Genomic DNA, 13,094 nt, shown 5'->3' with positions numbered 1-13,094 from the left:
TCCGCCGGATTACGGTGGACCTTGTGACCGAGTCCTGGACCTCCGATCGCCGTCCCTCCCTCGCCGGGCGCCTGGCGAGGCTCGGCTTCACCGGCGCGGCGCACGCCGAGCGGCTGCTGCGCGAGGCGGAGCGCGACGGCGCCGGCCCGGTCGGCGACGACCTGCTGGACGTCCTCGGCGGCACCGCCGACCCCGACCTCGCGCTGGCCGGGCTGCTGCGCCTGCTCGCCGCCGCGGGTGAGCAGGGCGCCGCCGGAGAGCTGCGGGACGCCCTCGCGAAGGAGCCCGGCACGCGGGAGCGGCTCACCACCGTCCTCGGGGTGAGCGCCGCGCTCGGCGACCACCTGGCCCGCCACCCCGGCCACTGGCGGGTCCTGCGCGACGGCGGGCCGCCGCCGGCCGGGACGCCCCGCGACGACCTCCTGGCCGCCGTCGGCGCCGACCCGGCCGCCGCGGAGCCGGTCGCGTCCGGATCCGGTCCCGAGACCCTCGTCGCGCTGCGCGTCGCGTACCGCAGGCGGCTCCTCGCACTGGCGGGACGCGACCTGATCGGCGCGGCCGACGTCCCCGAGGTCGCCGCGGAGCTGGCCGACCTCGCCGCCGCCGCGCTGGAGGCGGGCCTCGCGGTCGCCCGCGCCGAGGTCCCCGGGCACGAGGCGTGCCGGCTCGCCGTCATCGGCATGGGCAAGACCGGCGGGCGCGAGCTGAACTACGTCAGCGACGTCGACGTGATCTTCGTCGCCGAGGCCCGCGGCGACGGCGGCGACGAGCCCGAGGACACCGCGCTGCGCACCGCGACCCGGCTGGCGTCCGCGATGATGCGGGCCTGCTCGGCCAGCACCGAGGAGGGCGCGCTCTGGGAGGTGGACGCCGCGCTGCGCCCCGAGGGGAAGGCCGGCCCGCTCGTGCGCACCCTCGCCAGCCACCGCGCCTACTACGAGCGCTGGGCCAAGACGTGGGAGTTCCAGGCGCTGCTGAAGGCCCGCCCCGTCGCGGGCGACGCGGACCTCGGCGCCCGCTACATGGACACCATCACCCCGATCGTGTGGAAGGCCGCCGAAGGGGAGAGCTTCGTCGAGGACGTCCAGGCCATGCGGCGCCGCGTCGAGGCCGACCTCGGCCGCCGCACCGCCGACTCCGAACGCCAGCTCAAGCTCGGCCCGGGCGGGCTGCGGGACGTGGAGTTCGCCGTGCAGCTGCTCCAGCTCGTGCACGGCCGCGCCGACGAGACGCTCCGCAGCCCCACCACGCTGGACGCCCTCGCCGACCTGTCCCAGGGCGGGTACGTCGGGCGCGACGACGCCGCGGCGCTGGCCTCGGCGTACCGGTTCCTGCGGCGGGTGGAGCACCTCGTCCAGCTGCACCGGCTGCGCCGCACCCACCTCGTCCCCGACGACGAGGACGGCCTGCGCCGCCTCGGCCGGGCCCTCGGGCTGCGCACCGACCCGGTCGGGGAGTTCACCGCGCTGTGGCGGCGGCACGCCCGCGAGGTCCGCCGCATCCACGAGAAGCTGTTCTACCGGCCGCTGCTGCGGGCGGTGGCGCGGCTCCCCGGGGAGGAGGCCAGGCTCACCCCCGAGGCGGCCCGCACCCGGCTGGAGGCCCTCGGCTACGGCGACCCGGCGGGGGCGCTCCGCCACATCGAGGCGCTGACGTCCGGGGTGTCGCGGCGCGCCGCGATCCAGCGGACGCTGCTGCCGGTGATGCTCGGCTGGTTCGCCGACGCGCCCGACCCCGACGCGGGCCTGCTCGGCTTCCGGCAGGTCAGCGACGCGCTCGGCACCACCCCCTGGTACCTGCGGCTGCTGCGGGACGAGGTGACCGTCGCCGAGCGGATGGCCTGGGTGCTCGGGTGCAGCCGCTACGCCACCGACCTGCTGCTGCGCGCCCCCGAGGCGGTCGCGATCCTCGGCAGCGACGCCGACCTGACCCCGCGTCCCTTCGAATCCCTCCGGTCCGAGGCGCTCGCGGCCGCCCGCCGGCACGCGGAGGACGCGTCGTCGGCGGAGGAGGCCGTGGGGGTCGTGCGAGGCCTCCGGCGCAGGGAGCTGTTCCGGGTCGCGGTCGGCGACCTGCTCGGCATGGCCGACGTCCGGACCGTGGGGGACGCCCTCACCGGCATCGCCACCGTCACCGTCGAGGCCGCGCTCCGCGCCGCGGTCCACAAGATCGAGATGGAGTCGCGGGAGCCGCTGCCGACCCGGCTGGCCGTCGTCGCGATGGGCCGGTTCGGCGGGCACGAACTCGGCTACGGCAGCGACGCCGACGTGATGTTCGTCCACGAGCCGCTGCCCGGCGCGGACGAGCGGGCCGCCGGACGCGCCGCCCACGCCGTCGCCGAGGAACTGCGCCGCCTGCTCGCGCTGCCCGCCCCCGACCCGCCGCTGGAGATCGACCCCGACCTGCGCCCCGAGGGCCGGCAGGGGCCGCTGGTCCGCACGCTGGCGTCCTACGCCGCCTACTACGCCCGCTGGTCGGAGCCGTGGGAGGCGCAGGCCCTGCTGCGCGCCGACCCGCTGATCGGCGACGCGGGGCTGCGCGACCGGTTCCGCGCGCTGATCGACCCGGTCCGCTGGCCGGAGGGCGGCATCGACGACGCCGCCGTCCGGCAGATCCGGCGGCTGAAGGCGCGGATGGAGGCCGAGCGGCTGCCGCGCGGCGTCGACCGCCGGCTGCACACCAAGCTCGGCCCCGGCGGCCTCGCCGACGTCGAGTGGGTCGCGCAGCTGCTGCAGCTCCAGCACGCGCACGAGGTCCCCGCGCTGCGCACCACCCGCACGCTGGACGCGCTGGACGCGGCGGTCCAGGCCCGCCTCCTCGACGCCGAGGACGCCGCCGTCCTCGAAGAGGCGTGGTGCCTGGCGACCCGCATCCGCGGCGCGCTCATGCTGGTGCGGGGCCGCGCGTCCGATCTGCTGCCCACCGACCACCACCGGGAGCGCAGCGCCGTGTCCCGCGTCCTCGGCTATCCGGGGACGGGGGACCTCCTGGAGGACCACCGCCGCAACGCCCGCCGCGCCCGCGCCGTCGTGGACCGCGTCTTCTACGGGGCCGAGTGACGGGCCGGTGTACTACCAGCGCGGTACGCGGCGGTCATCGGTGCGCGGATTCATCGGAGGTGCGGGTCAGGTGCGTCCGGCGCACCGGGTGGCGGGGGAGCCGGCCGGGCGGCCGCCGGCCGTGCCGCGGCCGGTGCGCTGCGCGAGGCGGTGCGAGACGCGCGCCCGCGCGACGAGGAGCGGTCTCGGGCACCGCGCGTACAGCGCCCACGACAGCCACAGCGCCCCGCTGACCAGCGCGATCCCGGCCACCGCGTCCAGCACGTAGTGGTTGGCGGTGGAGAGGATGACGACGACGGTCGTGGCGGGATACACCGCGCCGAGGGCCTTGGCCCACTTCTGCGTGGCCAGCTTGACCACGACGACCCCGCACCACAGCGCCCATCCGGCGTGCATCGACGGCATCGCCGCGTACTGGTTGGTGAGCGTCCCGGACGCGTCGCTCGCGTACAGGCCGAGCGAGTGCAGCGCGGTCACCGGGTCGACGAAGCCCTCGTGGTGCAGGAACCTCGGCGGCGCCAGCGGGTACAGCCAGAAGCCGAGCAGCGCCACCCCGGTCGCGACCATGATCGACGTGCGGAGCCACCGGTAGTGCTCCGGACGGTACCGGTACAGCCAGACGACGACGCCGAGCGTCACGATGAAGTGCATCGTCGCGTAGAAGACGTTCGCCGCGCGCGCCAGCCAGGGCACGGTCAGCAGCGTCTCGTTGAGGTAGAGCTCGACGTCCAGCCCCAGGGCGCGCTCCGCGGCGAGGATCTGGTCGGCGTGCTCGAACGCGGGCCCGGTACCGTCTTGAACCAGAATGATGCGCGTCAGCGTATAAGCGGTGTAGAACAGGACGACCAGAAGAAGCTCACGCCACACCGGGGGCGCGGTCAGCACCCGGCGCCGCATCGCCGCGGCCGCCGTTCGCCGCTCGCCGCGCTCAACCTCGGGGGCCTCGTGTCCGCGGGCTGCTGGGGGGGCGGTTTGAGCCATGGTACCTATCTTTGCGGGGCGGCCCCCGGCTGTGATCACCGCGGCGAATGGTCTTCATCTCAGACTTGAGTAGTACGACCCTGACGCGGCATCCGGACTTTCGGGGGAGTGTTTTTCGGGGTCCGTACCCAAATGCGTGTCCTCCCCACGTGGAGCTCGTCACTGATCGGGAGTCAGCCTAGGAGGACCTGGGTACGTCCTGATCACCCCCCGCGAGACGAACGGGGGGACGAATGGCCCGTCACAGGGCGATATCTGGCACCGTGCCGATCGGTGCCGCCGCACTGGCCGTTTCCGGCCTGATCTCATGCCTGAGCGGGATGCCCGCACAAGGGGCGGAGGCGACGACCGCCCCCGTCGAATCGGCCGCCGTCGAATCGGCCGCCGTCGAATCGGCCGGTGCCAAATCGGTCGGTGCCAAATCGGTTATTCCCCCTGCCGCGGTATCCCCGCCGGTCTGGAAGCGCTGCATCGGGCTCCCGAAACCGGCGCCGGGCCTGGCGAAGCCGCCGGCCGGATTCCGGTGCGCGACCCTGAAGGTGCCCCTGGACTACGCCGACCCGTCCGGCCGGAAGATCGACATAGCGCTGATCCGGACGACGGCCGCCGAGCCGGACCGCCGCATCGGCTCGCTGCTGTTCAACTTCGGCGGGCCGGGCGGGGACGGCGTCGACACGCTCGCCCGGTTCGCGGGCCAGTACGCGGAGCTCGGCAAGCGCTACGACCTGGTCGCGTTCGACCCGCGCGGCGTCGGGCGCAGCACCCCCGTGACCTGCGTCGGCGACCGGCGGATGGACGAGATCGTCGCCCGCGACGACAGCCCCGACACCGCCGCGGAGGAGAAGGCGTACCTCGACGACCGGACCGCGTACGCGGCGGGGTGCGCGGCCCGCGCCGGGTACCTCCTGCCGCACGTCGGCACCCGCAACGCGGCCGGCGACATGGAAGTGATCCGCACCGCCCTCGGCGAGGAGAAGCTGAACTACTTCGGGATCTCCTACGGCACCTGGCTCGGCGGCTCCTACGCCCGCCAGTTCCCCGACAGGGTCGGCCGCGCGGTCCTCGACGCCGCGGTCGACACCAAGATCGGCAGCCTGGACCTCGCCCTCCAGCAGGCCGCCTCGTTCCAGCGCGCCCTCGGCGACTTCGGCGCGGCCTGCGCGCGGCTCGGCCGCAAGCACTGCCCGATGGGGGCCGACGGCCCGTCCGTCGTCGCGTCCATCGGGCGGATCATGGACGGGCTCGACCGGCGGCCGCTGCCCACGTCCACCGGCCGCCGGCTCACCCAGAGCCTCGCGACGACCGGGGTGGCCGCCGGGCTGTACTCCCGGGCCGCCTGGCCCTACCTCGCGCAGGGCCTCGCCGACGCGGTCAAGCGGCGCGACGGCTCGCTGCTGCTCATGCTCGCCGACACGCACAACGGCCGCCGCGAGAACGGGACCTACACCAACCTCGCCGCCGCCAACACCGCGGTCACCTGTGCGGACGGCGCCGACCGCCACACCCCGGCCGGCGTCCGGCGGCTCCTGCCGAGGTTCCGCGCCGCGTCCCCGGTCTTCGGGACGACGATGGCCTGGAGCCTGCTGGAGTGCACGGGCTGGCCGGTGGCGGGCGACGACGCGGCCCGCGAGGTGTCGGCGCCGTCCGCCGCGCCGATCCTCGTGATCGGCAACACCGGCGACCCGGCCACCCCGTACGCGTGGGCGCCCGCGCTGACGAAGGAGCTGGGCGGGCGGGCGACGCTCCTCACGCTCCGGGGGGACGGGCACGGCGCCTACGACACCGGCGACCCCTGCGTCCGCGAGACGGTGCACGCCTACCTCCTCCAGGGGACGGTCCCCGCGGGCGGCGCCACCTGCGGCTAGCGGCCCCGGCCCGGTGCGGCCAGGGGCGTTTCACCAGGGGAAGCCGGGTACGCCCGGAAAGGGCGGCCTGGAGGGCAGCGCCGCCGGAATCCAGACCATTGCTTCCGGGGGGACCGATGGGCTTCGTGAAGACACGCGACGGCACCGAGATCCACTACAAGGACTGGGGACGGGGGCAGCCGGTCGTCTTCATCCACGGATGGCCGCTCAACGGCGACGCGTGGGAGGACCAGATGAAGGCGGTCGCCGACGCCGGCTACCGCGCCATCGCGCACGACCGCCGCGGCCACGGCCGCTCCTCCCAGCCCTGGGAGGGCTACGACTTCGACACCTTCGCCGACGACCTCAACGACCTGATCGACGCGCTCGGGATCTGGGACGTCGTCCTGGTGGCGCACTCGATGGGCGGCGGCGAGCTGGCCCGCTACATCGGCCGCCACGGCACCGGCCTGGTCTCGAAGACGGTGCTGCTCGCGGCGATCACACCGCTGATGCTCCAGACCGACGCCAACCCCGAAGGGGTGCCCGCGCAGGTGTTCGAGGACATCAAGAAGGGCATCATGGCCGAGCGGTCGCAGTTCTGGATGGACATGTCCGAGAGCTTCTTCGGCGCCAACCGGCCCGGCGCCAAGGCCACGCAGGGCAACCGGGACGCGTTCTGGTTCATGGCGATGCAGGAGAGCGTCAAGGCGGGCGTGGACTGCGTCACGGCCTTCGCCGAGACCGACTTCACCGAGGACCTGCGCCGGTTCGACGTCCCGACGCTCATCGTGCACGGCGACGACGACCAGATCGTCCCGATCGACGCCACGGCCCGCAAGGGCGTCGAGATGATCCCCGGCGCCGCGCTGAAGGTGTACGAGGGTGCCTCGCACGGCCTCGCGCTCGTCCCTGGAGACAAGGAGCGCTTCACCCAGGACCTGCTGGACTTCCTCCGCACCTGACGGGTCCGTGCCCGGCGGAGGAGCGGGAGCCGGGGCGGGACCGCGCCCTAGGTCCCGAGCCGCTCCTGCTCCTCCGCGACGATCTGCCGGGCGAGGGCCTGCTCGGAGATGTCGACCGCGTCGGGCGTCCGCTCCGCGAGGTCGCTGCGCCGCGCGTACTCGTCGAACAGCATGGTCTTGACCTGCAGGATCTCCAGCATCCGCTCGTCCACTCCGCCGGGCGTCAGCAGCCGGTGCACCTGGACGGTCCGCACCTGGCCCATCCGGTGCGCGCGGGCGATCGCCTGCGCCTCCATGGTCGGCTTCACCTGCGGCTCGCAGATGATCACCACGGAGGCGGCCTGCAGGTTGAGCCCGACTCCGCCCGCCTGGATCTGCGCCAGCAGGACGGCGTGCCCGGGCTCCTCGGTGAACGCGTCCACCATCTCCTGGCGCAGGGCAGGCGGCGTCCCGCCAGAGATCGGCCCGCGGGCCCGCGGGCCGAGCGCGTCGTGGACGGCGGCCAGCACGTCCCGGAAGTAGGAGAACACCACCACCTTCAGGTCGTTGGCGTCGGCCTCCTCCACCAGCTCCACCAGGCGGCCGAGCTTGGCGGACTTCTTCGGGACGGCGTACGCGGCGCGGCGCATCGCCATGAAGTTGCCGTCCGCCACGGCCCGCCGGTAGGCCGCCGCGTCCGCCCGGCTGAACTCCTCCAGCTCGTCCACGTGCACGACCTCGGGCAGCTCGACGAGCACGTCCCGCTGGTTGCGCCGCAGGTAGACCGGCGCGACCGCCGACCGGAACGCCCGCGCGCCCATGGCCGCGTCGCTCGGCCGCACCTGCCCGGCCAGCTCGGGCCGCAGATGCGCGACCAGGCTCCGGAACTCCTCGACCCGGTTCTCCATCGGCGTCCCCGTGAGGAACAGCACGTTCTCGGTCCGCCCGCACCAGTGGGCGACGGCCTGGGCGCGGCGGGTCTCGTGGTTCTTGGCGTAGTGGGCCTCGTCCACGACGAACATGCCGAGCTCGACCTCGCCCGGGACGTTCAGCGAATGCAGCGTGGCCAGCGTCGTGACGGCGATGCCGCCGTCCCCGGCCCACTTCCGCAGCGCCGAAGCGCGCCCGGACCCGTGCAGCGGGTGCGCGGCGATCGTGCTGCGCGACTCGATCTCCCGGACCCAGTTGATCAGCACGCTCGCCGGGCACGCGACGAGGAAGTGCGTCGCGCCCCGCTCCCGCAGGTGGGCGATGGCGGCGATCGCCTGGATGGTCTTCCCGAGGCCCATCTCGTCGCCCAGGATCACCCGCCGCTGGACGAGCGCGAACCGCGCCCCGAACGACTGGTAACCGCGCAGGGAGACGCGCCGGTACGTGTCGTCGAGCGGCTGCGCCTTGACCCGCGCCGCCAGATCGCCCGGCAGGAACCCCTGGGCGGCGTCCCGCTCCGGATCCAGCGCCGCCAGGTCCGCCAGGAGGGTCTGGTAGTCGGACGCGCGCAGCTCGAAGTCGATCCACGCCTCGTCCGGCGAGACATGCGGCCGCAGCAGGTCCACCGACGCCTGCGAGATGAGCAGCCGGGAGCCCCGGGCCTCCTCGGCCCGCAGCGCCTCGGCCAGCTCGCCGACCGCCTGCCGCGCCCGCTCCCGGCGCGCCGGCAGCGTGAAGACCCGCCGCCACCACGACCCCGCCGGCCGCGCGTCGTGCACCAGCGGGCCGAACCGCTCGTCCACCTCCTCGGCGGCGACCCGGGCGCGCGGCAGCTCCGGCCCCGCGTTGACCAGCCGGTGCAGCGCCACGACCACGGGCGTCATCGCCTCGTCCCGCCGGTCGACGTCGATCCGGATGCTCGCCGACCGCTCCGCCGCCTCCGCCAGGCTCTCCGCCGCCGCGTGCAGCTGCTGCGCGGTCTGCGGCCCGATCCCCGGCAGCAGCTGCAGCCGGTACGGCGGCGCGTCCAGCACATCGGCGACGCTCGTGAACCCGGCCTCCTCCAGCGGGCCGAGCCGCAGCCGCCCGTCCGTGACGTCCTTCAACCGGGCCGGCGGTATCGAACCGAGCTGCTCCCGCGCCGCCGCGGCCCGCAACGGCGCCAGCGCCGCGTGCACGTCCGCCACGGCCCGCCGGTGATCGGCGATCAGGTCGCGCGCGGCGTCCAGCAGCGCGTACCCGCCCCGCAGGACGCTCCTCGCGTCGTCGCTCATCCCGCCCCCTCGCCCGCGCTGATCCGCTCGTCCACGGTGCCAGGAGTCAGCAGCCTGTGCACCCGCACGGTTCCGGGACGCCCCGCTCCGTGCACGCGGCCCACCGCCCGCGCCTCCAGGTCCGGGTCCGCCTGCGGCTCACAGAAGATCACCACGGACGCGCCGCGCAGGTCCAGTGTCACCTGCACCTCCGACAGCAGGACGGCGTGCCCGCGCGCGGCGGTGAACTCCGCCACGGCGTCCTCTCGGCGCGTGGCCGGGGTCCGGCGGGTCACGGGCCCGAGCGTCCCCGCGCCGAGCGCGTCATGGACGGTGGCCAGCACGTCGGCGAAGCAGGAGAAGACGACCACCTTCACGCCGTTGGCCGCGGCCTCCCCGACCAGCTCCCGCAGCCGCTTGAGCTTGGCCGAGCTTCTCGGGGCGGCGTACGCCGCGCGGCGCATCGCCGTGACGTCGCCCTCCGCGTCCTCGTACACCGCCTGGCCCGCCCGGCTGAACGGCACCAGCTCGTCCACATGCACGACATCGGGCAGTTCCGCGAGCACGTCCCGCTGGTCGCGCCGCAGATACACGTGCGCGGCCGCCGCCCGCAAGGCCCGCGACCCTAACGCCGCGTGCTCCAGGCGGACTCGGTACGCCGCCTGATCGGGCAGGTGGCCGAGGAGACCGTGGAAGTCCCCGACCCTTTCGTCCATTGGGATCCCGGTGAGCAGCATGACGTGCTCCGTCTCGCGGCAGAGGCGGGTGACGGTGGTCGCGCGCAGCGTGTCGCGGTTCGTGGTCTGGTGCGCCTCGTCCACCACGAACATCCCCAAGCCGGGCGGGACGTTCAGGTAGGGCAGCGCGTCGAAGGGGGCGACGGCGATGCCGCCTTGGGACAGCCAGTACCCCGGATGGTGGGCGAGCACCGGATGCACGATGATCGAGCAGTACGCCTCGATGTCGCGGACCCAGCGGTGCAGCTTGTTCGGCGGGCATGCCACCAGGAAGCTCGAGGTCTGCTCGGTCCGCCGGTGCGCGATGGCGGCGACCGCCTGGAGGGTCTTCCCGAGCCCCGGTTCGTCGCCCAGGATCACCCGCCGCTGGAGGAGCGCGAACCGTGCCCCGAACGCCTGGTAGCCGCGGAGCGGGACCCGCAGCAAGGTCTCGTCGAGGGACTGCGCCCGGACCCGGGCCGCCAGATGGCCCGGCAGGAAACCCTCGGCGGGCTCCCCTTCCGGCACCTCCGCCCACTCTCGCAGCACGGCCTGGTAGTCGGCCGGACGCCGCTCGTAGTCGCGCCACGCCTCCTCCGCCGGGACGCGGGGGCCGAGGAGGTCCGGCGACCTCAGCAGCGCCGTCTCCGGATCCTCCAGCAGTTCCTTCAGCCGGGCGACCGCCTCCCAGCCCGCCTTCTGCTCGGACCGTGTCCGGAGCATCCGCCGCCGCCAGGTCACGCACCGGGCGCGGGTCCGCAGCCCGTGGACGTCCCGGCGCACGATCTCGGCGGCCGCGCCGGCACGCGGCAGGTCCGGGGCGGCGTTCACCAGCCGGTACAGCGCGACCACCAGCGGGGTCGCCGCCTCGTCTCGCGGGACGATCCCGATCCGCAGGCCCGCCGCCCATTCGGCCGCGGTTGCCAGCCGCTGCGCGGCCCCGTGCAGCCGCCCCGCCGTGACCGGCCCCACACCCCGCAGCAGCCGGAGCCCCTCCGGCGCCGATTCGAGGATCTCCGCGACGCTGACGAGCTCCGCGCCCCGCACCGCGCCGAACCGGACCGGCCCGCCGGCGGTGTCCTTCAGCCGCGTGACCGGAACGGACCTGAGCCGTTCCCGCGCCGCCTCCGTCCGCAGCGGCCCGGCCGCCGCCACCACGTCGTGACGCGCCCGCCAATACTCGCCGAGCAGTCTCATCGCGGCGAGTTCCAGCGTGCCGGCGTCCCGCAGAACGCGGCCGACATGCTCCCTCATCCACGCGCCTCCGCGGACATGATGCCAGCCACAACGCCTCAATTCGGACGAATTGGGCTAGATGCTGCGGCCGGCCGGGTGCCCGCGCGGAAGGTGCGGCGGTAGGTGTCCGGAGGTACGCCCACCGTGCGGCGGAAATGCCGGCGCAGCGTCGCGGCGGTGCCCATGCCGGTGGCCGCCGCGATGGCGTCGATGCCGTCGTCGGTGCTCTCCAGCAGTTCCTGGGCGTGCCGGATCCGCTGGACCAGCAGCCACTGCAGCGGGGTGGTGCCGGTCGCGGACTTGAACTGCCGGCCCAGGTGGCGGGGGCTCAGCCGCGCGCGGCGGGCCAGGTCGTCCACGGTCAGCGGCTGGTCCAGGCGCTCGATCGCCCAGCCGAGGAGCTCCGCCAGCGGGTGGCCGTCCCGGGCGGGCACCGGGTTCGCGACGAACTGGGCCTGGCCGCCGTCGCGGTGCGGTGGCACGACCAGGCGGCGGGCCAGCGCGTTTGCGGTCGAGGATCCGTGGTCGAGGCGGACGAGGTGCAGGCACAGGTCCATCGCGGCGGCCTTGCCGGCGGAGGTGAGCACGCTCCCGCCGTCGACGTAGAGCACGTCCGGGTCGACCTCGACCCGGGGGTAGCGCGCGGCCAGGGCCTCGGTGTGCGCCCAGTGCGTCGTCGCGCGCCGCCCGTCGAGCAGGCCGGCGGCGGCGAGCACGAACGCGCCCGTGCAGAGGGATGCCACGCGCGCACCGGCCTCGTGCGCCGCGCGCACCGCGTCGACCAGGTCGGCGGGCGGCTCCGCCTCGGTGTCGGCCCAGCCCGGGACGACCACGGTGCCGGCGCGCGGGAGGTGGCCGAGCCCGTGGTCGGGCTCCAGCCGGAACCGGCCGGCCCGCACCGCCCCCGGCCCGCAGACGGCGAGGTCGTACCAGGGCCCGGCCGCCCCGGGCGGGGCGCCGGACCCGAAGACCTCGTACGCCAGGGACAGCTCGAAGTGCAGCATCCCGTCGGTGACGGCCAGCGCGACAGTGCTCATGTCCGGAATTGTACGGATCATGGCGTTCCAGACACTCGCCCGACGCGGCGGGCGCTCGCCAGGATGGTCCCGGCAGATCCCGCCAGGGGTCGTTCGAGCCAGAAGGAGAACCCCGTGGGATCAGGGCGGATAGTGGTGGTCTACGGCGCATACGGGCACACCGGGCGCTTCGTGGTGGCACGGCTCCGGGAGCGCGGCTTCGTGCCGGTCCTGTCCGGGCGCGACGTCGAGAAGCTGAAGGCCCTGGCGGCCGGCTCAGGGCTGGAGGTCCGGCCTGCGTCGGTCGACGACCCGGCCTCGCTCGACGCGGCACTGGCCGGCGCGGCGGCCGTCGTCAACGCCGCCGGACCCTTTGCCGTGACCGCCGCCCCCGTGATCGAGGCGGCCCTGCGCGCCGGAATCCCGTACGTGGACGTCGCCGCCGAGATCGAGGCCAACGCCGACACGTTCGCGCACTTCGCGGACCGCGCCCGTGCCGCCGGAGCGGTGGTCGTCCCCGCGATGGCCTTCTACGGCGGCCTCGGCGACCTGCTGGCGACCGCCGCGATGGGCGACTGGACGGCGGCCGACGAGGCGCACGTCGCCTACGGGCTGAGCGGCTGGCACCCCACCGCCGGGACGCGCGCCGCGGGCGCGGTCTCCCGGCAGCGGCGGGACGGCCGCCGCGTCCGCCACACCAGCGGCCGCCTGGAGTACCGCGACGACGACCCGCCGACCCTGGAGTGGCCCTTCCCCGCCCCGATGGGCCGCCGGGCCGTCATCGGGGAGTTCACGATGGCCGACGTCGTCACCCTCCCCAGCCACCTCGACATCCCCGAGGTGCGCACCTACATGACGGTCGAGGCGGCCAGGGACCTCTCGTCCCCGGACACCCCGGAGCCGGCCCCGGCCGACGAACTGGGCCGCTCGGACCAGACGTTCGTCGTGGACGTCGTCGTGCGCTCCGGCGGCGCCGAGCGGCGCGCCACGGCGACGGGACGCGACATCTACGCCGTCACCGCGCCGCTCGTGGTGGAGGCCGTCGACCGCATCCTCACCGGGCGGACCAGGGCGGCCGGCGTCGCCTCAGCCGGCGAGATCTTCGACGCGCCGGA

At 74.8% G+C, this 13,094-nt stretch carries 9 protein-coding genes; 4 read left to right on the top strand and 5 right to left on the bottom strand.

The window, feature by feature from the left end; genetic code table 11:
- Positions 1-23 precede the first annotated feature (23 nt).
- Positions 24-3,059 (top strand): bifunctional [glutamine synthetase] adenylyltransferase/[glutamine synthetase]-adenylyl-L-tyrosine phosphorylase, encoded by a 3,036-nt coding sequence (locus IEZ03_RS07465; protein WP_229808105.1) that lies wholly within the window; start codon positions 24-26, stop codon positions 3,057-3,059.
- Positions 3,060-3,125: 66 nt separating this feature from the next.
- Here IEZ03_RS07465 and IEZ03_RS07460 read toward each other — a convergent pair whose 3' ends face one another.
- Both IEZ03_RS07460 and IEZ03_RS07455 read right to left on the bottom strand, forming a co-directional pair.
- Positions 3,126-4,040: a phosphatase PAP2 family protein gene (locus IEZ03_RS07460; protein WP_229808104.1), complete on the bottom strand. Its 915-nt coding sequence runs from the start codon at positions 4,038-4,040 to the stop codon at positions 3,126-3,128.
- Positions 4,041-4,281: 241 nt separating this feature from the next.
- The gene (locus IEZ03_RS07455) at positions 4,282-4,512 is read right to left on the bottom strand and encodes a hypothetical protein (protein WP_184886520.1); all 231 of its coding nucleotides are present in this window, start codon (positions 4,510-4,512) and stop codon (positions 4,282-4,284) included.
- A 67-nt stretch (positions 4,513-4,579) separates the two neighbouring features.
- On the opposite strand from IEZ03_RS07455, the gene IEZ03_RS07450 reads away from it, so the two are divergent.
- The gene (locus tag IEZ03_RS07450) at positions 4,580-5,905 is read left to right on the top strand and encodes an alpha/beta hydrolase (RefSeq protein ID WP_184886518.1); all 1,326 of its coding nucleotides are present in this window, start codon (positions 4,580-4,582) and stop codon (positions 5,903-5,905) included.
- Between the two features lie 116 nt (positions 5,906-6,021).
- Positions 6,022-6,849 carry an alpha/beta fold hydrolase gene (locus tag IEZ03_RS07445; RefSeq protein WP_184886516.1) on the top strand — a complete coding sequence of 276 codons (828 nt, stop codon included), beginning with the start codon at positions 6,022-6,024 and terminating at the stop codon, positions 6,847-6,849.
- Between the two features lie 47 nt (positions 6,850-6,896).
- On the opposite strand, the gene IEZ03_RS07440 is transcribed toward IEZ03_RS07445, so the two are convergent.
- Genes IEZ03_RS07440 through IEZ03_RS07430 form a run of 3 tightly spaced genes read right to left on the bottom strand, consistent with a single transcriptional unit; the run spans position 6,897 to position 12,000 of the window.
- A complete protein-coding gene (locus IEZ03_RS07440) occupies positions 6,897-9,032 on the bottom strand; it encodes a DEAD/DEAH box helicase (RefSeq protein ID WP_184886514.1) in 2,136 nt (711 codons plus the stop codon).
- Positions 9,029-10,981: an SNF2-related protein gene (locus IEZ03_RS07435; protein WP_184886511.1), complete on the bottom strand. Its 1,953-nt coding sequence runs from the start codon at positions 10,979-10,981 to the stop codon at positions 9,029-9,031. Before IEZ03_RS07435 ends, IEZ03_RS07440 begins: the two co-directional genes overlap by 4 nt.
- Before the next feature lie 38 nt (positions 10,982-11,019).
- Positions 11,020-12,000 (bottom strand): helix-turn-helix domain-containing protein, encoded by a 981-nt coding sequence (locus IEZ03_RS07430; RefSeq protein WP_184886509.1) that lies wholly within the window; start codon positions 11,998-12,000, stop codon positions 11,020-11,022.
- Between the two features lie 114 nt (positions 12,001-12,114).
- On the opposite strand from IEZ03_RS07430, the gene IEZ03_RS07425 reads away from it, so the two are divergent.
- A partial coding sequence (locus IEZ03_RS07425; RefSeq protein WP_189241167.1) for a saccharopine dehydrogenase NADP-binding domain-containing protein occupies positions 12,115-13,094 on the top strand: 980 nt, incomplete at its 3' end.

Origin of the sequence: Actinomadura livida (assembly GCF_014648675.1) — a bacterium.
Lineage (GTDB): Bacteria > Actinomycetota > Actinomycetes > Streptosporangiales > Streptosporangiaceae > Spirillospora > Spirillospora livida.
Note: the sequence above shows the minus strand (reverse complement) of the source record. Positions and strands in the feature narration are given on the sequence as shown.